The organism is Verrucomicrobiales bacterium (assembly GCA_016793885.1).
In the GTDB taxonomy this organism is placed as follows: Bacteria; Verrucomicrobiota; Verrucomicrobiia; order Limisphaerales; family UBA11320; genus UBA11320.
In genome coordinates, this window is sequence record JAEUHE010000103.1 from 128,828 (window position 1) to 153,615 (window position 24,788).

Annotated in this window: 14 protein-coding genes; all 14 read right to left on the minus strand. The window is 57.1% G+C overall.

Going from position 1 to position 24,788, the window contains the following annotated elements:
* Window positions 1-9 precede the first annotated feature (9 nt).
* The 14 genes from JNN07_12030 to JNN07_12095 all read right to left on the minus strand — a co-directional run bounded on the left by JNN07_12030 (window position 10) and on the right by JNN07_12095 (window position 24,777).
* Window positions 10-3,192: a hypothetical protein gene (locus JNN07_12030; protein ID MBL9168462.1), complete on the minus strand. Its 3,183-nt coding sequence runs from the start codon at window positions 3,190-3,192 to the stop codon at window positions 10-12.
* Between the two features lie 22 nt (window positions 3,193-3,214).
* Window positions 3,215-4,777 (minus strand): hypothetical protein, encoded by a 1,563-nt coding sequence (locus tag JNN07_12035; protein ID MBL9168463.1) that lies wholly within the window; start codon window positions 4,775-4,777, stop codon window positions 3,215-3,217.
* 20 nt (window positions 4,778-4,797) lie between these two features.
* The gene (locus JNN07_12040; protein ID MBL9168464.1) at window positions 4,798-6,687 is read right to left on the minus strand and encodes a hypothetical protein; all 1,890 of its coding nucleotides are present in this window, start codon (window positions 6,685-6,687) and stop codon (window positions 4,798-4,800) included.
* A 37-nt stretch (window positions 6,688-6,724) separates the two neighbouring features.
* Entirely contained in the window at window positions 6,725-9,505 is a 2,781-nt protein-coding gene (locus tag JNN07_12045; protein ID MBL9168465.1) for a hypothetical protein, read from the minus strand.
* 40 nt (window positions 9,506-9,545) lie between these two features.
* Entirely contained in the window at window positions 9,546-10,397 is an 852-nt protein-coding gene (locus JNN07_12050) for a hypothetical protein (GenBank protein ID MBL9168466.1), read from the minus strand.
* Between the two features lie 8 nt (window positions 10,398-10,405).
* Entirely contained in the window at window positions 10,406-11,353 is a 948-nt protein-coding gene (locus JNN07_12055) for an Amuc_1100 family pilus-like protein (protein MBL9168467.1), read from the minus strand.
* A gap of 5 nt (window positions 11,354-11,358) precedes the next feature.
* Window positions 11,359-13,212 (minus strand): type IV pilus assembly protein PilM, encoded by a 1,854-nt coding sequence (pilM, locus tag JNN07_12060; protein MBL9168468.1) that lies wholly within the window; start codon window positions 13,210-13,212, stop codon window positions 11,359-11,361.
* A gap of 570 nt (window positions 13,213-13,782) precedes the next feature.
* Entirely contained in the window at window positions 13,783-14,748 is a 966-nt protein-coding gene (locus tag JNN07_12065; protein ID MBL9168469.1) for an SDR family oxidoreductase, read from the minus strand.
* Window positions 14,749-14,789: 41 nt separating this feature from the next.
* The gene (locus tag JNN07_12070; protein ID MBL9168470.1) at window positions 14,790-16,178 is read right to left on the minus strand and encodes a sugar transferase; all 1,389 of its coding nucleotides are present in this window, start codon (window positions 16,176-16,178) and stop codon (window positions 14,790-14,792) included.
* Window positions 16,179-16,230: 52 nt separating this feature from the next.
* Complete coding sequence (locus JNN07_12075) at window positions 16,231-18,045, minus strand: exosortase-associated EpsI family protein (protein MBL9168471.1); 1,815 nt, start codon at window positions 18,043-18,045, stop codon at window positions 16,231-16,233.
* A gap of 49 nt (window positions 18,046-18,094) precedes the next feature.
* Window positions 18,095-19,312: a glycosyltransferase family 4 protein gene (locus JNN07_12080; protein MBL9168472.1), complete on the minus strand. Its 1,218-nt coding sequence runs from the start codon at window positions 19,310-19,312 to the stop codon at window positions 18,095-18,097.
* A gap of 22 nt (window positions 19,313-19,334) precedes the next feature.
* Window positions 19,335-20,636: a UDP-glucose/GDP-mannose dehydrogenase family protein gene (locus JNN07_12085; protein ID MBL9168473.1), complete on the minus strand. Its 1,302-nt coding sequence runs from the start codon at window positions 20,634-20,636 to the stop codon at window positions 19,335-19,337.
* Window positions 20,633-22,588 carry a heparinase II/III family protein gene (locus JNN07_12090; protein ID MBL9168474.1) on the minus strand — a complete coding sequence of 652 codons (1,956 nt, stop codon included), beginning with the start codon at window positions 22,586-22,588 and terminating at the stop codon, window positions 20,633-20,635. Before JNN07_12090 ends, JNN07_12085 begins: the two co-directional genes overlap by 4 nt.
* Entirely contained in the window at window positions 22,585-24,777 is a 2,193-nt protein-coding gene (locus tag JNN07_12095) for a bi-domain-containing oxidoreductase (protein MBL9168475.1), read from the minus strand. The genes JNN07_12090 and JNN07_12095 overlap by 4 nt, the downstream gene beginning before the upstream one ends.
* Between the last annotated feature and the right edge of the window lie 11 nt (window positions 24,778-24,788).

Genomic DNA, 24,788 nt, shown 5'->3' on the forward strand with positions numbered 1-24,788 from the left:
CTGCCGGGATCAGGGATCCGTCACCCTCACGCGCATGCGGTAGTGACGTGAGATGTTGGTGGGGCCGCGATCAAAGTAGACGAACGGCACCGATTGCGGAGGCACGGTGTTGGCCACGGGCGTAACAATGTTGGTCAACACCATCCAAGGTCCGTTCGCCAAGTCCAAGGTGTATTCCAGAGTGTTGGTCGCGTAATTCGTGTAGACCGTGTTGTTGTAGCTGACCAAGGCATTGCCAGTCAGCAAGAAGCCTCGTCGGCCTAGAGCATTGGTGGGCACCGGGGGCTGCAAATCGGTGTTCACGGAAGTCCAGACAGGTTGAGCATCGCTCGGATTGGGGATCCCGTCGTTATCCGAATCCAGGTTCGCGTTGAGAACCAAAGACAGGTTCAGATCAAAGCTCAACAGGCCATAGCTGATGTTGGTGCCGGAGAAATTACCAGCAAAGCTAGAAGCCCAGCGCAACCCATCGTCGGCTGCATGATTGACTCCATCCTGTGGTAAGAGAGGGGTTGAGTTGGCAAAATAGACCCGAATGCCCGGATCCACCACGATGGCGTCGGCAATGTTAGTCGCGTTGTTCAACAAAACCAACTCGTCGATGTAAAAGGCAACATTACTAACGCCAGGAGGCGGAGAGAATCGGAACAAGCAGTTGTCTCCCCCATCGAGTACCAAACGTCCGATGGCTAGATTGGTAGCATAAGCGTCAGGAGTCGGTCCCGCGTCAGGGATGGCGGATGAATGGATGACTTCGGTGAAGGCTCCAGCCGTGGAATAGATTGTGGTCCCCAAAAGGTTTCCGGACTTCGGTGCCCGCATCAGGACCAAGCTTTGGTTGATCGACCAGAAGTTGGAGGAGGACGGGCCCCCATCAGAAATGGAGTTCGTGACGTTGAGGATCAGTCCTCCGGCAGCGACAGCAAAGGGATTCAACCCGGCCGCCCCGGCCTCGATATAACTGTTGGTAGTTATTAAATCATTGGCGGTCAGCGTAATGTCGCCCACTACTTGGTTCGAACTGCCGCTCAACAAATTGAGCTGCCTCGCATTAAGCACCATGCCACCGTCGCTCGCGGCTATGTAATTGCTTTGAATGATCCTATCGCTAGCCAGCCGAACGTCGGCAGCGAAGAGCCCCCCATAGTTGACGATGTTGGAAAGCGGTTTGGACCGATCAGCCCCCATGTTCAATCCTCGTGAGATCACCAGATTCCCGTGATTGGTGAAGTTCTGAAGGTTGACGAGGTTGCTGCCCGCCAGGCTGGTGTTAGGCGGGTTGAAGATGTTCACGGCGTTGGTCCCAACCTGGCCTGTGATGGTCAGGTTGGTGGCATCGATCAACAGATTTGCGGCCACAGACATCGTATCGGAAAGAACCACGCTCTTGCCTCGAAGCTTCAGATCCTGAAGCAATACTTGTTGAGTGCGGGTGAAATTGTGGTCCACCACCAGAATATGAACCATGAAAACGTTCGTGACGTAGTTGGTTCCACCAGGAGTTACCGGATCGTTGGTCGAGCCACTCTGCCAGATGGCCGAATAGCAGCCCAAATCGCCAGCCCAGCGGTTGACCGTGGGTGGCACCAAGTTGGAGACAACTAGGTCCGACTGCTTGGAACGAAGGTCGTAGCTTAACAAGGGAGAGTCAACCGCGTTGGGAAGCGCGTTCCCGACCAAATCATCAGTCTGGATGATCAGGGCGGATTCAGCCCGGATCCGCGAGCGATCCAGGTTCAAACTCTTCGCCTTAATCTCAACTCGGCCGGCCAGATTCGTCACCTCGTCGCGAGGCAAGCCGGACAACCCAGGAATCGTTTCGAAGTTGTTGCCGTTCAGCTTGGACATCAGCAAATTCGACCCCCCCGCAAAGGACACTGAGTAGGCCGTGTAGGCCGCGCTCACGGTGTTGGACAACAGATCAGGATTGTAGATCATCAAAGGATCAAAGACGGCATTGGACGGGCTCCCAATGTCGCTCAGAAAGTTCACGGCCCCGAAGGAGTAGGTGTTAGGACGCGCCGTCCCGTTTCTTAGTCCACCCCGATCGAGCCCCTCAGGCGTGGGATTCCCCGCACTGGCGAGATTCGGGACCAGATACAGGTTTCGTTCAGGCCGGATCGCCGCCGAGTTTTCGCCGCGGAACGCCAAGTAGTCCCGCAATTCCAGGAAGTTCGTCGTATTGAGTCCGGTGAACGGATCCAGCTCAGGCAGCCCCAGTCGAACCGTGGCGATATTTCCAGGTCCCGGCCAGTTGGCTCCGCTGATGTTCTCAATGTTCGGGCTGAAGCCGACTTCGACGCTGACACCCTCCGTGAAGCCGTTGGTGTTCACAAACACCATTTGGATCACATTCGTCAACGGAGACCCGCCGGGGTTGACCAAATTAGTAAAGACGAACGAGTCGAATGTGGGCGACTGATAAAAATCCTGTGGGCTCACCAGGCCAAATCCCAGGGGAAAACCACCCAGGAAACCACCCAGGAAACCAGCAAATCGCGAAGCACTTCGGCTGTTGGCGCTGTGGGCAGGAGGGACTGTGGCCGGCGGCGTCAGCGCGGTGCTGAGCCCCTCCAAGGCGATACTGTTGCTCCGCGAGGCCCAATAGTTGTCAATGAATGTGCCATCGCTGAAGCCGGATGCATTGGGGGGAATGCTAGCCACGCCGGGGTCCAGGTTGGGATACTGCTCAAGGCCACCAGGCAGTCCACCGACCCGGAATCCGGTATAGATAACACTGCGCGAAACGTTAACCTTGTCGCCTTCAAGGTGAACAATCCCTCTCCCTCCGGCCTCGACGCCCCGACCCGAATTCACCAGATTCGAGGAGTTTACCCACACTGAGACATCACCGGAGATCAGTCCACGGTTCACCCAGTTCAGGAGCGGTCCACGTCCTCCCTGATAGGAGTGGTCAAAGTGAAATCCCGGGGAACCGCTCATCGTGCCCGCAGCGGCGTTGGTCACGAACAGCGTGTTAAAGGTCTCGAACGGGACATCGCTACCCAGGAACCCTCCGCCGGTCGCGACGGAAAAAGAACTCCGATTGTCGAACGCTGTGGCGTTGATCTGGGGTGTATCGTCGGCAAACGTCACCGGCGAAGTGTTAATATAGAGCGGCACTGGGGCGGCACCAAAAACCGACTCGGTCAACACACCAGTTAGCAACAGTAGAAGAGAGAAATTTCTCATCGGAGACTTACAGAAAAGTTGATCACGGAGTGGTACCAGCGGTTGTCGTGTTCGTGCCAACCACTACGATAACTGAGGACGCCCAAGGACTCAAGCCAGAGCCCGTATCCAGCCCACCAGAGGCTGCGATCTGTTGTAGAGTCTGAAAACTGGTTCCTCCGTAAAAAGGATACACCACCGGAGGCGTGGGAGAGCCGTCATACGAACCCCAAGCGGCAACCGGAGCCGTTTCGGCGATGTCGCCTGGATTGATGTTAACGAAGGCGGGATAGAGGCTGGTGAAGGCCACTTCCACCGTACCGCTAATCACCCCCGGGCCGATCGGCCCCGTGCCATCACCGCCACCACCACCTACGCCGCTATGCGTGTTGAGAGCGGCGTTCGCAGTCCAAGAACTGGGTTGGGTGACACTGAAAGCAAAGGGCAAACCCGTGGGAGAGGTGCCGATATCTCTCGCTGAGAACAAAATATCAGGCTGGGTCACCAGCCGGCTAACCCGACGTGAAACCTGCCGGAAGTTGAGGATGATCGTTTCGTTGTAATTCACCACGAATGGATTAAAGGCCTGACCTACGATCGAGTCATAGTTGACTCGACTAAACTTCAGCTTGCCCAGACCTGGCCGCAACGCAATGGAAGTGTTCGTCCCCAACACATTGGTCCCAATGATCGTGTTCGTCAGTGTGGTGACCTCCCACGGATTGCCTCCCACGACACTGGCCCCACCGGACACGATGGCGCCGGGGTATAGATTCTCAACCGCCAGGTTTTGCGAGCTGTACAGCCGGCGCAAACCACCTACGTCATCGCGGGTCAGACCAAAGAAATATTGTCCAGAGAGCAATTCTCCACTGGCAGATACCATTGTCCCGGTGACTGGATCTTGTTCCACAGAGACCACGGTATCTCCGCCGTCAGCGGTCGAGTTAGCAACCGAGCTGTACCCTCGGGTCCGAAGGTCGCTCACCTTGATCTCGCCAGCCAGCGCGGCCGTCGTGTTGTCAGGAAGCGTCAGTGGGTCGTAGATTTCGTAAGTATAAAGGGCACCGTTCACGTAGCTGGAAGGACGCAACGTCACGGGATCGTAATTATATTTGACGACCGTGTAGTTGGTAACCTGGTTCCGCACCACCCTAGACTTGATGCTCCAAACGAAGTGCTCAGCCGCCCCAACGCCCAATTGCTGCATCATCAACCCCATGGTCTGCGACTTGAGATCGATCAGACCGGTCTGCCGTGCGGAAAAGTTCAGGCCACGGGTATTCAGAGGATACTCCGATAGATCCGTCGACATCGAACCGAATGCAGGCAGATCAGAATAGACTTTCAGAGCGCTTTCCACGGCGGCAACCCCGTTGGTACCGAAGTACTCGATGAACGAGCGGTCAAATGCGTAGTAGATCGTTGGTGTGTTCCAACGGAAACCTTCGTCCGGAGGCAGCGGTCCGCCATCCTGGCTGTTGACCTGGTAACCAATGGCCTCGACCATCCACGGTTTAAAGGGGCCTATGAACGTAAATCCCTGGGCCTGACTTGAAGCAAGCAAACCGACGATCGCCAATAGGACTGAGCGCGCGAAATTCATTTTCTTTGAAACTTGGCTTTCTACTGCAGGCGTACTACCCGGTACAAATTGGACGCACCCTGCTGATCTATCCTCACCGAGTCGGATGTCTCTCGAGCGAAGCGAACGGTCCCGAGATCCTTCCAGACGGCCGGCAACCCCTCCGCCACCTGGACCTGATAAACGTAGCCGGGAACAGTGTTCCAAGTAAGAACCGTCGCGTGAGCTCTGTGGGCTACCCCAAGTTTGAGCACACTCTGCCCATCCAAGGGCAGCGTTCCCGCTCGGAACTCACTCAAATTGGAGGCACCGTCGCCATCGCTATCCGCTGCAGCGTCCGCCCAATTGCCAGCATCAGAACCCCAGTAGATCGTCTGCCAATCATCGGGAATACCATCTCCATTTGTGTCTTCACCCCACACCCGACCCGCGGCGGATGCCGACCAAAGCGACTGTTCGCCGTTCTTGAGAATATAACGAAGCTTGAACTGGTGGGTAGACCCCGGCACTAAACCTTCCACCGAGTAGTGATTCCTATCCACAATCAAACCAGCGTTTCCATCCACTGAAAGCTCATAGTGGGCCAAATCGTAACCGGTCAAAGCGGGCCAACTGGCTTGCAACGAGCGAAGGCTGCTCGCCCCGACAAAGGGCGCCTCAGGTTGCGGCACGGTGGACACTGCGGAATAGCGCTGGGCATGTAAGTCAAAGCCGCGACGATCTAGGAACGTGGAGAAAACGATGGCCGCCTGACTCACCCCGTCCGAAATGGCGACGGGTTGAACTTGTGATGAAGGTGTCCAGGAATTCACGCGGAATTCGTCGCCGCTCGCCACACCCCCACGCAGATAACGTGCATACACCCCGTTTTGGCTCCCATCCTGGCCCGTGGAGGTCCAGGTAACTAAATGAAGTGCACCTAAGCGGGTGATGCTAGGCACAATTTGGTTGCCGCGCGCATACGTGTTCAGCACGGAGGGTTCTCTGACAGTAACGCCGTCCAAACTCACCGTGGAAGTCACAATCTCCCAGCCGTTGCTGCGAATGGATGACCTCTCAGACCAAGCCACAATCAGTTGGCCCCCTTCGGTCGAGGACAAACTGGGGTTGGCACAATGGCTGTTCGATCGATTCACTCTAAACTCGCCGGTCATTGGCTCGCCCGTGGAACTGAACACCCGAGCGTAGGTATCGATACTGGCCAAACCACGTCCCTCGTTAGCCGCGAACCGCTGCTGCTCGGATATCCAGCAGACCGCAAACCCACCATTGTCCAACGCTGTAACGTCGGAGTTCCTTTGGTTGAATGCCGAAAACTCGTTCACCTGGAAGATTCCCCCTAGAAACTTACCGGTTGAATCGACGATCCGACCAAACACACCTTGAAGATCACCATCGGCTCCAAACGTGGACCATACCAGAACAGCATTACCGTTCTTCAGCACAGACACCCCAACGTCCAAGCTCTCTTGAGTGGTGGATTGGCTCACCACGGTCTCGGCCGCCGAGAAGATACCCTTCTTGCTCAGGAACCGCGCGTAGATCTTGTGCCGCCCCGGCTCTCCTCCATCCCAACAAAAAACCGCCGAACCATCCGCGAAAAGCCCCACCTTGGGCTTTTCCTGGTCACCGGCGTTGAGTTGGTTGACCCGAAAAGCGGGGGAAAGAGCGGCGGAGAATCCGGCGGACAATTGGCGAGCTACGATTCCCGAGCCCTTACCGTCCGCTGCACTATCCTGCCACACCACGAAACCGTAATTCCCTTGGTACGCCCCAGCACTGAACATCTGGTCGCCGACGTAGCTACCCACTAATGGGTACTCATCTCCTACCGGGCTGAGCGATTGGGCCCTTGCCAGTCCTGCCGTGAGCACTAGAGCAATCAGCACGGCCAGCCGGTGAACAGACGCAGACTTTGTCGAACGAGGCATAACGCTAAGCAACGGTTGTGAGGTCAAGACTGCCTTATTACTTCACCGAGCTGCCCGATTGAGCAACGGCGGTTGGTGTCTGGCTCGGAATGCCGTTCTTCGCAAAAGGCATTTCTTCCTCGGAGTGAACCCGATTTCCAGCCGGATCAATAATGGTCGGGGTCACAAAGATCATGAGGTTTTTCTTGTCCGAGATATTGCTCTCGCTTCGGAACAAACGCCCAAAGAGCGGAAGATCACCCAAGAACGGCACTTTGTCCTTCGTCTTGGTCTCACTTTCGGAAATCAAACCACCGAGCACCACGGTTTGACCATCCCACACCACCGCGGTGGTTGCAACCTGGCGCAATCGGAATTGCGGCAAGGGAATAGGCTGGCTCAGCGTAGGCACCGCAGTCGTTCCGACCGAAGTCGCACGAACTTGGAACTGCTGGGCTGTTTCAAAGTCATATCCTACGAATTCCTTCAAGGTCGGGATGATGGTCATCTGGATCGTGTAGCCGTCCGCGGAAACATAGGGAATGACGTCCAGGATGGGCCCTAGTTCCGTCGGGGTCGCGATTGGCTGAATGGCTGAAGCGACACCACCCTGACCGCCACTGTTCACGTTGACTCCCCCCGTGCCACCACCACCGCCGCCCGAACCGGTTTGGTTCAGGTCGATGTCGGTAACGACGAACTTCACGTCGACAGCCTTGATCTGGGTCTGCCGAGAACTCACCGTGACGACCTCGGGAGCGTTCAGCACGTTGATGCCACCCCGCTGCTCCAAGGCCTTGATGGCGACTCGGAACTGCGGATCAGTAAGGATGCCCGTGAACGTTCCTAGCGTCGGAGTTGTATCCTGGCGAAGGCCGCTGGTTAGCAAGCCATCATTCGCGCTAGGCGACACCCCACTTCCAAACCCAGGGAAAGGAAAGCTACCGATCGGATTAGCCGCGGTAGGCGTTCCGGAGTAGGTGGGAGCCGTTCCGCCCTGGAGCCCCATCTTACCATCGCCCACCAGCGTATTCCCAAGCATCCAGTCAAAGCCCAAAGCCTTATTCTGGCTGAGGTTCACTTCCGCAAAGCGAGCTTTGATCGAGAGCTGAGGAGGAGGAACGCTCAGAATCTGAACGGCCTGCTCAATGATGTCTAGGTCGGCTAAAGTGGCCCGAACCATCAGCAGTCCGTTACGGTCGTTGTAGAAGAGCTGCTTCGGTGGCAACAAAGTGACCCCTGCGGCCGTGAAGAAATTGCGAACCGTTTCCCCAATCACTTGCGTGTAGGCCGGCCGAGTCAGGAAGGTAACACCAGAGCTACCCAACTCACCACGGTAGGTCTGAGGATCACTGGGGATACCGGCGGCACCGCCGCCACCGCCGCCTGCACCGCCACCCGCACCGGTGGGCGCAATGTTAATTCCCGCAAAGCTCGCTCCAAATTGCTCCTGAGCCTGCTGCTGACCACCCTGGCCGCCACCGCCACCACCGCCCCGGCTGCCGCCACCACCACCTCGGCTACCACCACCACCGCCGCCACCGCCACCGCTACCACCCTGCCCACCTTCACTGCCGAAGGAGGCCGCGGTCACCGATTCAAGACCTTGACGGAATGAGTTCGGATCCACTTTGAAAGTCCGAGTGAACAACTGCTCCGGTTCGCGACTACGGAACGAGAACACAATAGCATAGTCTTCCACCGAGTATTTGATAGGGCGATCCGCGACTTTGATGATGGCGTCCAGCATCTCCGCCAGAGTGATCCCACGCAACGGAGTCGGCACATTGATGATAACATCGCTCAACAAGGGAGCGGAATCGGCCGCGGGTGTGGGAATCGGGGTGCCGTTAGCATCTAACTGAGGCACCGCGACCGGTAGATCGATGTTCGGCGCGAGCAGCATATTGACGCCCGTGCGATCCGGATCGCGCTTCTGCGACTCGTTGAACAGATCCTTGATAACCTCGGAGAGGTTCTTGGACTCAAACTTCATCTCGTTAAGCGTGATACGGCTCAGTTTCGAGAAGATCATTTGGCGGGCCCGACTGGTATGCACCATGTTCGTGCGGGCGTAGCCATTAGGCTGAGGCAGAGAGTTTCGGGTGTTGGGATCCATCCATTCCCGCGTTACTTCGGCAAACTGATCGCGGAACCATCCCTCACGCTTGAGAATCTCTCCGGAGTGGCGCTGCTCCCGAATCACGTTCAGGTAATAGTATGCTCCCTGGTTGTTGGCATCGGCCGCGAGAATCTCATTCAGCTTGGCTTCCGCTTCCTTGAGGCGCCCGGCCTCGATCAGCACTTTGGCGTCCTGGAGCTTGGTGCCTTGTTTCAGCTGCTGCTCTTTGATCTCCGGCAGCATGGCCAACGCCTCAGGGCTGGGCATCTTACCCGCTACCTGCGCCTTAACCTTGTCGAGATTGCGCCTGAACTCCTGGGCGGCCTTGTTGTCCGGGTCCACAATGAGGACCCGGTCCACTTGCTTCTCCGCCTCGAGCAAATCACCGCCGCGCTGCGCTTGCTGCGCAACCTGCAGGCGGCTCAGCCCCATGCCGGATTTCACCTCGGCATACTCCGCCTCAACACCGTTGTTAACGGTTTTGAGTTGGAGCAGACAATCCTCATAAAGGCGGTAAGCCTCGGCAAACTTGCCGGCTTTTTCAGCCTCCTGGGCCTTGGCGATTTTGGCCCGGACATCCACCTTGGCAGCCTGCCGTCTTATGCTTTCCTTTGTCGCTTCGTCGATCGCTGAGCCCGAGGACTGAGCGAAAGCTGGAGGACAAAGTGCCAGCCAAGCGGCTGTGACACCAACCAAGAATCTAAACGTGCTGAACATGTGCTTTCCCGTCTTCTGTTTAAAAACAAAAGCACCTCACTTAGGGGGTGCGTTTGAGTCTGGTTTTCTTTTCGTTTAAGCGATTGGAGACTACCACCTCGTTTTCTGTGATTTCAACGATTTTGTAGTCCTCGCCGCCAAAGCCGATGAATGCGTCCCGTCGGAGCCCTTTATACTGGCGACCCTCCGGCGGATAACTCAACTCCGCAACATACGCCTCAGCTCGAACAAAGGCCTTGTCCTTGGCCACCGAGATCCGTTCCTTTGTTTCCGTCAATTCAAACACCAAGCCATCGGGATCTTCTGCCTTACCCTTCACTTCACGAAGCCATAGCTGATTCGGATTCCTGGCCGTTCCGCCGGGCATGCGGATTTTTTCGTCCAACTTCATGGTAAACGGCCTCGGTTTTCTAAACTCTGGTCGATCGGCCGCCTCCGCCATCAACTCAACAACGTAGGACGCTCCTCCCGCAGTGCCGGAGTCGTTAGAGGCGCTCACGAGCCGCACCACCAGATTCAAAGGCTTGATGGAATCGATCTTCAAGGCTTCCGGACCGACCGATTTACCAGACCTATCCACGATCAACTTTCCATCCTGGCCGCGCATCCACTTCACCGGATTGAACAGCTTGTGGGGCAGACCAAAATCAACGCGCGGCGGGTTGAGCGCCACTTTGAGCCCCTGGTCATACGCCGCCATGTCCAGGGCCGGCGGCGGGTTCAGCTTTTTGCGAACATAGTTGCCGGTGGTCTCGTTGGCTTTCTTCTGTTCCTCTCCGCTGAGCCAATACAGGAAGCCGACCGCCACCGCCAAAATCAGCACGACAAGAACGAGAATAGCCTTCTCGTAGTTGGCCTTGGCTAGCTCGACTAATTTTTTAACTTTTTCCATGTGGAATACTATTCCGCCGGCGGCGCGGCCTTGGTCACTTCAAGCAGCATCGACACCCGGAATGCCTTCTCATCCGCGAGAGTCTCCAATCGTCGAGTTTGATTCGCGGCTGCCGCACCCGGCCCACCAGGTCGCGGCTGCCCACGCTGAGCCGCACCGGCCGGAGCCCCCGAGTTCACAGGGATGAACGGACCACTGGCCGCAGGACCCGCACCAGGCTTACCGGGCGCAGCGGGCAGCACCGAGAGCAGTCGCACGGACAAGGCCTCAGGGCTGCGTTCGACGTTCTCAAGCACCGAGGCCAACGACTCGCTGAAGGCCGTGAACGTGACGACGTGAAAGCTGCTGATCTCGCCGGTCAAATCATTGGTCATCTTCGGAATCGCATGATAGTCGACCGAGCTGACAGCCGCCAAGTCATCCTTCGAGATCGCCTGCCGCCGCAAGTTTTCGAGCGCGCTGATTTCGGATCGGAAGAGAATCCCGCAAATGAGCTTCACCTCGGCCAACTGCTCCGCGAGCAATGGTACGCTGCCCTCTGCAAAGCTGACCAACGGCTTGATATTGGAGAAGCCAAACTCCTTCTGCGCCACCGGAATCCTGGCTTGGTCAGCCTGACGGTTCAACTGAGCCAAACTGTTGTCCAAAAGAGTTTTGAAGTTCGCAGAACTGATCTTGGCATCGAAGTCCAGCGGCTTTCGAGCCGCCATCACGTTGGTCAAAAACGTTTTCAGCTCCGCGTCCTGCTGACGCAGGATCATGATGTTGGTCGCCGTCGGAGAGGTCGACTTTAGATCGTAAATCTTTTTGAGCGAGGCGTCTGTTTCCTCGAGCTGTTTTTGGACTTCTGAATTCTCGCTCCATTTGGAGAACAAGTAGTAGCTGCCAAAAAGGAACAATCCTACCGCCACCACCAGGGAGAGAGCGAAAATCAAATTGCGCTTGAGCCAAAGCATATCAATTACAGGTCCAAAGGCTTCGCCAGCTTCAACGTCAGTTCGAACGTAAAGAAGAGACCGGCATTCGTTCCACGGTCATCCACCTCCAAACGTCCCGACAGAGCGGTGTTAGTAGTAAACAAATTCGAACTAGCCACCAATTTCTGAGCCAAGGCCGAGGCCAGCTCGAAATTAGCGGAAGGTTTTACGGTCTGGTTGAGGTTCAACCCGCGACAGCTTAGGAGAATGGACTGAACCTGACTCGGTGAAGGCGTCTCGCTAGGAGGCCCCCTTCTTCCGGCACGGACTTTAACACCGGAGGTGTCCGGCGGAGCTGCTGATGGATCCACCACTGGTTCCCCTTCAGCCGGAGTCGCCAGACCCTCCATGGGCAACGGATCCGCCATCACGGGAGCCATCTTCTCCACCCACATCGAGGCCTCAACACCGGCCGCGGCTAGGATCTCCGGAGCCTTTTCCTCCGTCTCGCGAAAAGCGCGTCGGACTTCACCCAACATCTGAGACCAGTAATGACGATCCTCCAACCAGGCCAGATGAGCATCCGCCAAGGTCTGGGTCTTCTTGAGATTGTCCTCCGCCTTCGATAGTTGCGCTTTAGAAGCTTCCATCGGCTTCAGCTTCTGCCGCAGATCCTCGAGGGTCTGGGCCTTTTGCTGGGAGGTTTTCTCGTAAAAGAAGCCAATGGTGAACACGATCAAGGCCAAGCCTAGAGCCGAAGCGATGAAATAGGGCTTCTTCTGGGCAAATCGCTGCCGCGTGAGCGAACTCTCGGGCATCAGATTCAACTCAACGGGGCAGTGAGCCAGATTTCGCAGCCCCAACCCCACCGTCTCACCGAGTGAGTGAGCCACCTTAGCCAACTCATCCAAGTCCAAGGACGGGTCAATCTCGACGTTTCGAAGAGGGTTGAAGTAATCGACAGGGATGTTCAGCTTCTCGGTAAAGAACTCGCGGGTATAGGGCATGATCGAAGCCCCACCCGACAGGAACAACCGCTGGGGAGCGCTGCCCCCTTGCTGAGTGCGGTAAAACTGAATGGTCTGATTGACCTGAATGTGAAGCCGCGTCATGAACTGACGCGCAATCTTCGAGATAGCCGCCTGATTGGGATTCTCCGGCTCCGCGTAAGCACCCCCCAATCCTACGAATCCTTCCTGAATCTTGAGCCGCTCCGCTTCATCATAGGGCAACTTCGCCTCTCTGAGAAAATCCGTCGTGATCGAGTTCGCACCGATGTTGATGCCTCGGGAATAAACCTGGCCCTTATCGAAAAAGAGCAAATTGCAGGTCTTGGCCCCGATATCGAGGAGCATCGAGCAGCCTTCCTGATCCCCGTAATTATACCGAAAGGCATTACACAGCGCAGCCGGCGACACATCCGCCAACTGCAGCCTAAGGCCGGCCGCTTCAGCCACACCAAAGAGCCCTTCGACGACGTCGTTCTTGATCGCCACGAGCAAGACTTCAAGCTCGCCCGTGCTGGTGGTCCCGATGATCTGGTAGTCCCAAACAACCTCCTCCAGCGGGAATGGCACGTTTTGCTGAGCCTCGTACTTGATGATCTGGGTCACCTTCGAGGTGTCGACCGGAGGCAGGCGAACAAATTTCGAGAACGTTTGAAAGCCCGGAGCACAAACGTTAATGCGGTTAGATCCGAACTGCTTCTCCTGGTAAAGGGCCTGGAGCTTGCTCTGTAGCAAGGCTGGACGCGCTTTGTCATTGAAGCTCTCCTCACCCAGAGCAGCAAAGCCATATTTGCGCAAACGCAAACCACCAGCTTCGTTCACTTCGAACTCAGCCAGCTTCAGCGTCGTTGCGCCAAAATCTACCGCAAGAAAGGACTTTGATGTAAGCATCGTCGTCAGCCCAGCGAAAGCGCCCCACAAGAGCCGAAAACGACTCTCTCTGAAATTGCACTATCGCCGGAAGCTCGTGCGAAATACTGGATCAGACCCGTCGGGTCAAATGAAAACTTCCGCCGACACAGCGGAAATCAGCCCGGCGGACAGGTCTACACTTCGCCAATCAGGATTCCGCCGATACAGACAGAGGCGACCCACAAACGTCACGAGAAAACTTTTCTGGACCACCTGATACCACGGCACTTGAAGCGTTAGAGATCGCATAACCCTCTGGTCCGACCCCGCCCCTCCTCCGTTTGTCTGACACGAGACGCCATGGGTATAACTTGTGAATAACTCCCTAACCGACCGGCAAAGAGAACTTTCCGGAGGGTCCGTTGGCAGGATGGCCTGGGTATAACTCCCTCAATGCGGACTGCCCTTAGAGCCGAAGCATCCCGGTCACCAGCAGGCTAAGGGAGTCGAATCACGTGCGAAGAAAGAGGAGGCGAGTGGGGATGGAGCCAAAATAAAAAAGCCCGAGCAGACCGAGCCGCTCGGGCTTTGGACGGGAAAACCGGTGGGCTAAACCTTAGAACGAAAATATTTAATCGTTTGCTTGAGCCCTTCAGCGAGACCCACCTTGGGTTCCCACTTGAGAAGCGTGCGAGCCAACCGAATATCCGGCTTTCGCTGCTTCGGGTCATCCTGAGGGAGAGGGCGATGAACAATCCGACTGCTCGACCGGGTAGCCCGGATGGTGGCCTCGGCAAACTGCAACATGGTCATCTCGGTAGGATTCCCTATGTTCACGGGGCCGGGTGCCGATCCCATCATCAATCGATAGATACCCTCGATCAGGTCGGAACAGTAGCAAAAGCTCCGGGTTTGACTGCCATCGCCAAACACAGTGATCGGCTTGTTTTTAAGGGCCTGGCTAATGAAGGCGGGCACCACCCGGCCATCGCGCAGTCGCATTCGAGGACCATAGGTGTTAAAGATGCGGACGATGCGAGTCTCCAAGCGGTGCTGCTTTCGATAGGCGGTCACCAAAGCCTCGGCAAATCGCTTGGCCTCATCATAGCACCCGCGCGGACCAATGGGGTTCACATTGCCCCAGTAGGTCTCGGGTTGGGGATGCACCAAAGGGTCCCCATAGACCTCGGAGGTGGAAGCCAGTAAAAATCGAGCCCCTTTCTCCTTTGCCAGGCCAAGTGCCTTGTGGGTCCCAAGCGAGCCAACCTTAAGGGTTTGGATGGGTAGCTCAAGATAGTCAATCGGGCTGGCCGGAGAGGCGAAGTGCCAAAGATAATCCACGGGGCCGGCCAGATAGAGGAACTCCGTGACGTCCTGCTCGATGAAGTGAAAATTACTGTTCCCCGCCAAGTGAGCGATATTGTCCACCGACCCGGTCACCAGGTTGTCGATGGCAACCACGCGATGGCCGCGGTCCAACAGATAGTCTACGAGATGCGAACCAAGAAATCCCGCACCTCCGGTAACGACCGAGGTCAACTTCGTCTGACGCGCCGAACGGTTTGATGTTGCCATGCAATTGTTTTCGGCAGGCGCGGGGGTTCCTTGAGCAACGACTACTTCGCGCCGGTCCCCCGAAGCACCACCGGGATGGTCATAAAGAGGATCTTCAGATCGAGCCAGATAGACCAGTTGTCGATATACTCCAGGTCCAATCTGACCCACTCTCGGAAGTTCGTCACATTGTTGCGGCCCTTGATCTGCCACAAGCAAGTGAGGCCAGGCTTCACACTCAGCCGTCGGCGATGAGCCAAATCATCGAAACGCCGCACTTCGTCGATCGGCAGTGGCCGCGGCCCCACCAAGCTCATCTCACCCCTCAGGACATTGTAAAGCTGGGGAAGCTCGTCGATGCTGAACTTTCGCAGCCACCGGCCGACGGGGGTGACCCGAGGATCATGGCTCACTTTGAAGACTGGACCATCCATCTCATTGAAAGCGGCCAACTCATGCTTACGCTGCTCCGCGTCGGTGACCATCGATCTAAACTTATACATCGAGAAAGGCTGTCCGTTGAGCCCACAACGAAGCTGACGGAAGAAGACCGGGCCCTTCGAGGTCATCCGAATCAGCAGGGCAACCACCAGAAAAAGAGGCGAAAGAAGGATCAAAGCCAGACCTGCGGAGCAGGTGTCCATACCCACCTTGATTAGCCGAGGCCAGGAGTCATCCGGGGCCGATCGAAACACGAGCACCGGGCGTCCCCGAAAGTCATCGAGGGTGGTTTGCGAGATTTGAGGCTTGAAGAAATCAGCTAGCAGCCAAACTTCAATACCCTCCAACTCACAGGCTTGGATCGCCGCCTCGATATCACCAAAGTAAGTGTGTTGGGCGGCAAGGATCACCCCGTTGGGCACTTTCTCATGGAGCAGCTCAACGAGCTTCGCAACACCTCCCTCTTTAAGGTCGGTTTGGGCGACGATCTCAAGTCCATCAAACTTGGTCGTGCTGATGTCCGATCTCAGGTTCGCGATATCCTCAGAGGTACCCACCAGGATAAAGCGACGTTTGAACTGTGCTTGGCCGTAACGGCTCCGGATGATAAAGCGACTAATCTCCTCGCTCGCAACCATCAGGCCGAAACTCACAAATCCGTAGAGAAACAACACCACGCGGGGAAGCACGGTCTTGAAGGCCCACAAGGCCAAAATCAGCCCCAACGTAATGTACACACAGCCCTTGGCCATGGTCAGATACACGTCTTTTCGCGGCCCTGTCACCGGGCGCTGGTAGAAGCCGATCGATTCGAAGATCAACGGCGCACCCGGGATGATGATGAGTAGAAGCCAAACAAATCTATCGAAGGTCTCGATAGATCGGTCGTCGAAGAAAATCGGATGCCAGGGCTGCCACAGCAAATGGGTAAGCCACAGGGCAAACCCAAAGAGCAGAGCGTCCTTCCACTGATGCACCTGAGTGCGAAACTGTTGATTACCGCGGAGCATGGCAAATACTACTTACTCAATGTGACCATCGCAGCTGAATCACCGACACCCATCACCTCACGCTCTCCTGAAAAACAGGCCCAGCATCCCGCTGAACAAGGTCTCCAGACTGAGAATCAGACACACCTGCCAGAGGCCTGCCCTGAACTTCCTGAAAGAGCGGTACCGACTCTGAAACTAGGTTCTTGAGCCGTTCGAAGGTGACCTGCTCAAGCCCAGGCGGGCACTCCGCAAAATAGGTGACATAGGCCCAACGTTGCAATAGTCCTTGCGTCAAAAGGTCCCGAGCCATCCACCATTGCCGATCCAAATGATCCGCCGTCAACTGGTCCTGGGAGACAAACCAATAGAGGTAGATTCCACGAACCCGATCCTTGGATCCATCCGCTTGTTGGCGCTCCTTGCTCAAATCTAGTCGCATCACAGGCAGTTCGTAACGGGTAGGCCGGTCAATCACCAGGTGAGTTGCCTGAGACCTGTCAATCTTCCACCCCTGAGCCACCAAACAGATTTGAGGCTTGTGAATGCTGCTTCGATCGCTCCCCATCAGCACCACGGACGTCGAGACATACATCCCATCTGCCGACTGATACAGCCGCTGCCCGTAGGTCGTGTCTTTGGGCAGCAGATCCAAAACCATCTGCGCCACCGGCATCGGACGGCTGTCAAAGGACAAAACCTTTTCCGGCAGGTAGACGCTGTTGGTTCCAATCGGGTTTCCCTTCACATCCAAGGAGGGCACGCTCACCACTTTAAGCCCCGGACGTCCCATGCGCTGATTATTGCGCAATTTGTCAATAAAGACCCCTGTAGCCGCCACCGCCAGCCACACGGAGACGAGTGCGAAGGCCCCTTGCCGGCCAAAGGAGGACCGGACGGGGATCGGCTCGGGCACCGGAGGGGGCGGGGCCACAGGAGCGGATGCGCCAGGCAATTCCTTCTCCTGGAGGAGCTTAACCAAAAGCACCAAACCACCAATCGCCGGCACATAGGGAAGCAAACTGAGCCAACTGCTGTCGTGAACGTACTTTCCAGCCAGAGGTCCAAACGCTTCGGACGCCACCACGATGGCTACCAGGCGGATGGCATTACCCAACACTGCCAGGGGAAACGCCGACAAAAACGTGACCAAACGCCGCCATGGCGCCCGGAAAAAGACGAACCCTCCGATAAGCGAAATTGCCACCGTGGCCGTGAGGCTCTTGATGCCGCTGCACGCCGCAGCGATGTCGTACTGGTACCTGCCTTGAGGGTCAAACAGCTGAGTCCCATCACTTAAGACATTGATACCTAGGATAGTGCGACACGTAAACGCAGTGATCTGCGTCGCATACAAACGGAGCGGAAGGGTAATTCGCTCCGTTTCCGTGGCTAAGGGAACGCAGAAGACGAAGAGGCAGAAAGGGAAGAACGTGGCCAAGAGCCAACGCCAGCCCCAGACCAGACCCGTGATGCCGTAGAGCCCAATGAAGAATCCGACGATCGAGACCCGGGACTGCTGAACCACGTAACCCACCACGTGAATGGCCAACCCTGCCAAAACCAAGAGAAGCGCCGGCCACCACCTAGACTTTCTCACGGCGATCAGCTGCTCGCGCTTCCAATAGGCCAAAGCCAACACGATCGCTGGCATATAAAGCCCCAGTTCGTCACCCTCCGAAGTCGTGAACACGTAGTGCATCCAACCGAACAAGGACGTCTCCTTCACATATCCTTGAGTGGAATTGCCCAATAAATGGAACAAAACAACCCACCCCGCGAAGAGGAGCAGGAACAGGAGCTTATCGGGTAGCGCTTGGGAAAAGCGCTTTAACTCAACCGGGATTTTTTGCAAATCCTCTGCCAAACTTTTCGGTTCTTCAGACATAATACGTCACAATAATACCCGGATTGGAACATGGTTACCCCCTCTCCGTTCAAAGAGAGGTAGCCAAAGTCCGATGATACGCAATCAGAAGCTGTTCCACCGATTTTTCCCAATTGAGTTCGGTTCGAAACCGCTCCAACCCTGCTGCCGCCATCCGATCCCGACTGGCTCCATCATCCAACACGCCGGCGATGGCTTCCGCTAATCTAATCGGCGAGTTTTCGCTGACATAAACCGCCGCCTCACCCGCCGAGAACCTACCCTCCTTCAGATCAAAAAGCACTTGAGCCTTTCCAAAGGCCATGTACTCCAGGACTTTGTTCATCGTGCAATGATCATTGTAGGGATTAATGGGATCACAAGAGACACCCAAATCGATGGTCCTCAACGCCGAAAACAAGAACTCGTTGGTCACTCGTCCCGGCAGGTCGACATGCTGCTGTAACCCCAGGCGATCACGCAGGGTGACCAACTTAGCATGTTCCGGGCCCGTTCCCATTAAAAGAAAATGGATATCGGTCCGCCCCATCACCCGAATCAGGTGATCGGCCGCCTCGAGGAGGTACTGCAGCCCATCCGCATCCCCCATCACTCCGACGTATCCAACCAAAAACGTCTTTCCCTTCCGCAGGCCGGGATCCGGGGTGGCTTGATGAACGGCTATCTTCGGAGCAGTTCGAACGATAAAAACCTCATCAGCGCCTTTGCCACCACGATCCAGCGCGATCCCGCGAACGGATTGATTCGTAGCCAGCACGGTGTCGGCGCAGGCGTAAGTCAAACGCTCGGCCATGCGAACCGCCCAATAGAGCAAACCGCGACGTTGAAACTTGGCTTCGAACATCTCCGGCCAGGCATCATGAACATCGTAGATCACTTTCACCCCAAAGAGGAGTCGGAACGGCCATGCAACCAAGAAGAGCAAATCGGGCGGATTGCAGAGATGAATGAGCTTAAAACGGTGGCGCCACCAAGCCTTGCAGGTCAGGCGAAGCTCTCCCAGCAACGCCGAAGCATACTCCCCGATAAAACCCAGAAGTCCACCCGCTTCATCGCTAATCCAATGCCGATAGATCTGAATGCCGTCGAGAACCTCTTCCGCCTTCACGTAACCGCGCATCTTCGGGCAGATGACGACCACCTGGTAACCCGCGTCTCGAAGGGCGCAGGACTCCTGCCATACCCGGCGATCCAAAGGCACCGGCAGGTTCTCCACGATAATCAGAACGGTCTCCCGCTTCTGCGGCTGGTGAGCTTGAGAATCCATGTCAGTTCCGTTCCCTCATCACTCACCAACAAAATCCCTGATACGGCACATCGAGAGCCCGCAGCTCCTTCCAGCCGTTCACGTCGAGAATCGAGTGTTTAGCCGTCAGATGCGGCTTCAGCTCGTCCAAGGTGGCACACTTCTGCGCAGCCACCACAAATCCACCGGAACCCAGCGCGGCAGCCAAATCCGAACGCAGTAACGAAGCCAGATGAGGCATCCGGGTATCGATGACTCGCTTGTTGCTGCCAACCAGGGCCGCCAGGTTTAGGGCCGGATCATAGATGCGCACCTGATACCCGCGTCCCAAAAGCGTCTGCGCCACCTCCACCATCGAGCTTTCGCGCAAATCATCCGTGTTTGATTTAAAGGACAAACCCAAAATCACAACCTCGGACGCCCCCGATTCCATGATCAGCGTGAGCAGGCTCTGCAGGTGCCGTTCGTTGCTGGGAAGCAAGCTCTCCAGCAAAGGAAGCGAGACGCCTTCCAAACGGCCGCATTGGGTCAGCGCTCGGACGTCCTTCGGAAGGCAGGACCCGCCAAACGGGTTACCCGGTTTCATGTAGTAGGGGGACAGGTTCAGCTTAGTGTCTCGGCAGAGGAGTTCCATGACCGCACGGGCATCGATGTGAAGCTGCTTGCCCAAGCGGCCGATTTCATTCGCAAAGGTGATCTTCGTAGCATGGAACGCATTGCAGGCGTACTTGATCATTTCCGCCGTGGGCCAGTTCACCACTGCCGCCTCGGGTCCAAACAGCGATTTCATCAAGTCCTCAGGCGGTCGGGCTCCCGTGCGTGAGCCGACGACGGCTAAGGAGGGATGCTCGAAATCAGAAACAGCGGTGCTCTCGCGCAAGAACTCGGGATAATAAAAAATCTGCAGCATCCCGGACTGCTCCAAATCGCCCAGAATCTCGTCCACCAAGGCCTGGGTGCTGCCCGGAAGCATGGTGCTCCGAAGCACCAGGGTGTGCGGCTTGCTTAGCTTCCGAAGCACCGCTCCCATTTCTGCGAGAACTCCGCGAACGAAGCTAAGGTCAAGGGACCCCGACAACGCGGACGGTGTCCCGACACACACAATCGACGCCTCAGTGGCCAAGAGGGCGTCAGAGCAGCTGGTGGTTGCCCGAAGCAGCCCGGCCGTCCGCGCCGCCTTCAGAAGCTCAGGCAGCCCGGGCTCGATAATCGGCGCCACGCCTGCGTTCAAGGCCTCCACTTTGGCCGAACTCACGTCGACTCCCACAATGCTATGCCCTTGGCCGGCCAAACAGCCCGCCGTCACGGCACCCACATATCCAAGGCCAAAAATGCTGATCTTCATGAAGAGATGGAAGCTAGAAAAGTAGTGGTAAAAACACAAGAATTGTCCCCTGCGGGCGGGGCGGTCAGCAAAAGAAAAGGAGCCCGTTCCGTTTTCCGAAACGCCTGAGAAACAGTGCCGGGACCGGAGACAACCGAGCTTGAACCAGAGTTCAGGTCCCCCAGCTCCACTAGCTCAACGCTTTGCCACCCTGAACCAAGCACCACACGAACCTCCCGATCCTGGCGCCGAAGGATAAACTCACGATCGCTTTCCCGGCGCACGGTGCACCCAGGTGCAAACTGCCATCGAACGGAAAAGGCGCAGCTGCCGCCGTCCTTTTGAACACACGAATCCGAGACGCACCAACCCGATCCGTCCGGCTGACTGGAGATCTGGCGCCTCATTTGCCAACCCGGGATTTCAAATACACCTTCAATGCTGCCCTCCGACTTCGCCCCCCACGCCGGCGGCTGATGGTGGCTTTGCCAAAGGAAGGGACCGAGTCTCCGAGGAAACTCAGGAACACCAATGGGATGTGGGCCGTTATGGGCATCGCGTGAAGCCAGCCAGGCCCGCAATTTCGGGTCGGCATAATAGGCTCCTGTGCCTGGATCGACCACAAACGCCACCCCCTTAAGCCAGATCGAGAGATGCAGCGCATCCAAGTGTCCATGAGCCGCGGTGGAAAGATAGCCCAGGGGCGACAGATCCCACCGCAACCACCAAAAACCCGAGGCCTGAATCCCGATCCCGGCATCCGGATAAACCCACCAATCGCCCACCTTCCGAGTGTGCGGCGGCTGTGCTCCGCGTCCCAATGGAACCCCAAATGAAGGCGGCTCCCCCAGCCAAAAACCCAAAGAGCGTCCCATCCTCGTCTGCTCCATCCAGCCCGCCCACTCCGGCACAACACTCGAATCTCGAGCGAACAACGGGCTCACGTAGGCGCTGTCGGAATCCCCATAATCCCAGGGTTCCTCACGGACCTGAACCTCCCAGAAGAACCGCGCGGCACCGGTCAAACGTCTCTCAACTTCAGGAGAAATCGTTCGGCCAAAAGCCTTCAACGCCAGTCGGGCCTGCCAACAAAACTCAAAGGAAAAAAGCTGATAGTTGAGGGCCTGCTCGCGATTGCCGCCGTCAGCGCCGAACTGAGCGAGCACCTCGCGCTCCCAGATCCGCTGGAGCCGGTCGATGGAGGTCGACACCTCGGCAAGCACCGGCCAACGAACCAATGCCAAAATCAAGCCCACCAACTCGCCCAACAAATGATTGTTGGCTGAGGAGCCGAAGGACTTGTAGCGCCACGCATAGGAAACATGAGGCACCAAGACCTGCGCGCGCAGCTGATGCAGCCGCTCACGAACACGGGTCGAACTTTGATCCAAAAGCGCGTCGATCCACGTGAACTGGATCAAGCGCATACCCACCTCCAGCGCGCTGGTCCAGTTCCAGCCCACTAAGGGGGGGTTCTTTCGGAGCCAGTCCTCCAACCAATCCAGACACTTCATCGCGGCCCGGTCGTCCCTCAGCAGATACCCAGCCTGTGCCAACCGCAGGAGCTGATACCATCGGCTCAACTCCCAGATCAATTTGACATCAGCTCCGTTGGGAAGAGCTCGATGGTTCAGCCCAAAAGCTGAAGCCGTGGTGGTCAAGTCCTGCTGCACCAGGTAATCCCGATGCCAGCGGGGGGGATCGTCCACCTGCAGGGCCAGGTGGCCGAATGCACGCCAGCGACCGGCCAGGATTTCCCGAGCGTCTTGTTCAACCGCCGTCCGCAATTCCTCCGGAGCTTCCGTCGGAGACCGGAGCACGGGGAACCCGGACGGGCTGCCGAAATCTAAAGGCGGCAGAGGCGATCGACCCATACGGTCGGTCCGCTGCAGCCACTTCTTGCGCGCGTGCGCCCACATCTCCTCCGGGCTCATCGCCCGAAGCCGATGCCAGTACCACGAGAGGTCCTTCACTGGCCGTCCCTCACCTCGATGGATCGGCCCTGCTGAATCGATTCCAACGCCGCAAATGTCAGGCACATGCTCTGCCGCGAGAGCGCGTACGGCAGGGGATGGCTGCGCTCACCTCGCAAAAACGAGGCCCATTCGGCCATCTGCTCGGCATGCCCCTTGGATAGATAGGAGAAACTCTTCTCCTTGCGCCCCCGATGGAGCACAAGCTTCTGGTAGTTCTGAAGCCCGGCGACAAACCCCGCTCCGAACACGGTCAACTCCTCCTTGGGCCAGGAGGTGTCGCCTTCGGCCGAGTAAATCAACTGTCCCGACGATCCATCCGCAAATTCAACCTGCGCCGTGATCGTGTCCGGAAAGGGCAATCGGCCGGTAGCCGGCCAGGTCGTCTGAGCACTGACGCGCACCGGGGCTGAATCGAACAGGAAGCAGAAGTAATCAAAGAAGTGACAGGCCTCGCCCAGCACCCGACCACCGCTCTCTGCGTAATTGGAATACCAGTGGGTAGGATCCAACTTCCCTGCCATCACGCGAAAGCTCGCGCTCTTCGGTCCAGCCGCCCCCGCGATGCATTTTTTGAGCTCCAGACTGGCGGGTGCAAAACGACGGTTGAAACCGACCTGCACCGATCCAGCAGTGCTGCCCATCACCGCATCTATCTGAGCCAGTTCAGCTCGGGTCAAACACAGGGGCTTCTCCACAAACACATGACGTCCCTGATTCAAGGCGGATGTCACCAGCGGTGCGTGCAAGTGATGGCGAGTCGCAATCAGCACCGCCGCATTCTCTCCACCCTTGCCTTGAAGCACTTCCTCGTGACTCGTGCCCGCGCTCGCGAAGGCAAATTTCGTTTTGACATGATTGGCGCTAAGCGCGGTCTGGTTAACAACCGTTCCAAAGGGGACCTTGCCCTGCAGGTGAGGCAGCAGCATGGTGCGGGCAAAGTTTCCAGCGCCAATCACATCCAGTCGGGTCGCTGGACGCGAAAGCCGAATCTCTGCGGCTGCGCCGCGCGATAGGCTAGCTATCTTCGGCTCCAAGGCCGGGGCGTTGGCTGACGCGTCGATCCCCGGCGTGGCGTACTCCATCACCACCCCGATATCCTTGGCCCCTTCGGCCATGAGGTCGCGGTAGACCTCCAGGCATCCTTGAAACGGAACTCGCCGAGTGGTGATCGAGCCAAGCTTCAAATCACCGGTCTTCATCAAGTGCAACACGGATTCGAAGTTGCGCCCCTCGGTCCACCGCACGTAACCGATAGGATAGTCCACTCCTGCCCATTCGTACGCCGGATCGTAACGACCTGGGCCGTAGGAACGCGAATAACGGACGTCCAGCTCCTTCTCGTAGAAAACTTTCCAGGCGCAGTCGGCTCGCGTGTTTCCGATGATGACGATCCGACCGCGATCTCGCAGCGCATCGGCCGCCTGCTCGAGCGGGGCATTGTTGTTGCCTGCCGTGCACAGAACTACTGAGTCTACGCCGTAGCCCTCCGTCCAGGCACGCACTTCATCCGCAAGATTCTGCTGACCAACGATGACTACCCGTTCCGCGCCGACGCCCAAGGCGAAGGGTTTTCGGGCGGCCGCCAAGTCGACTGCCATCACACGACACCCGCTGGCTGCCAGAATGTTGGTCACCAACAATCCAACCAAGCCCTGGCCCATCACCAAAACTCGATCCCCCAGCTGAGGCTCCAACTGCCGCACCCCTTGCAGCGCGATGGCGGCAATGGTGGTGTAGGCCGCCTGCCAGCCTTCCACGCCTTCCGGCACCTTGGCCATCAGCAGGTCGGGCACAGCGACCCATTCGGCATGAAATGCACACTCGGCTCCGCTGCAGCTTACCAAGTCACCGACGCGAAAACGCGTGTTGCCCGGGTCAATGGATTCAATGATCCCCGCAGCGCTGTACCCCATCGGCGTCGGTGTCTCGAGCCGATTTCGGACCTTCTCCAGGGCGGCCTTCCACCCCAGGTTCCTGGCCGTGTCCAGCACCTTCCGAACTTGATCAGGACGCGCCTTCGCCTTCTGAAGCAGGTTCATCTTGGCCTGCTCTACCTTCATCTTCTCCGTACCGATGCTGATCACGGAGTGGGTCACCCGGACTACCGCGCCACCCGGAGGTGCTGTGGGAACAGGCACTTCCTGGAGCTCGAGCCGGCCATCTTGATATTGGGCAATCTGCTTCACAAAATTCAGTA

Bases quoted from the DNA above. Each gene is read 5' to 3' on its own strand.
- JNN07_12070 (MBL9168470.1), bottom strand. From the start codon at position 16,178: ATGCTCCGCGGTAATCAACAGTTTCGCACTCAGGTGCATCAGTGGAAG.
- JNN07_12040 (MBL9168464.1), bottom strand. From the start codon at position 6,687: ATGCCTCGTTCGACAAAGTCTGCGTCTGTTCACCGGCTGGCCGTGCTG.
- JNN07_12045 (MBL9168465.1), bottom strand. From the start codon at position 9,505: ATGTTCAGCACGTTTAGATTCTTGGTTGGTGTCACAGCCGCTTGGCTG.
- JNN07_12050 (MBL9168466.1), bottom strand. From the start codon at position 10,397: ATGGAAAAAGTTAAAAAATTAGTCGAGCTAGCCAAGGCCAACTACGAG.
- JNN07_12075 (MBL9168471.1), bottom strand. From the start codon at position 18,045: ATGTCTGAAGAACCGAAAAGTTTGGCAGAGGATTTGCAAAAAATCCCG.
- JNN07_12055 (MBL9168467.1), bottom strand. From the start codon at position 11,353: ATGCTTTGGCTCAAGCGCAATTTGATTTTCGCTCTCTCCCTGGTGGTG.
- pilM (MBL9168468.1), bottom strand. From the start codon at position 13,212: ATGCTTACATCAAAGTCCTTTCTTGCGGTAGATTTTGGCGCAACGACG.
- JNN07_12080 (MBL9168472.1), bottom strand. From the start codon at position 19,312: ATGGATTCTCAAGCTCACCAGCCGCAGAAGCGGGAGACCGTTCTGATT.
- JNN07_12065 (MBL9168469.1), bottom strand. From the start codon at position 14,748: ATGGCAACATCAAACCGTTCGGCGCGTCAGACGAAGTTGACCTCGGTC.
- JNN07_12035 (MBL9168463.1), bottom strand. From the start codon at position 4,777: ATGAATTTCGCGCGCTCAGTCCTATTGGCGATCGTCGGTTTGCTTGCT.
- JNN07_12085 (MBL9168473.1), bottom strand. From the start codon at position 20,636: ATGAAGATCAGCATTTTTGGCCTTGGATATGTGGGTGCCGTGACGGCG.
- JNN07_12030 (MBL9168462.1), bottom strand. From the start codon at position 3,192: ATGAGAAATTTCTCTCTTCTACTGTTGCTAACTGGTGTGTTGACCGAG.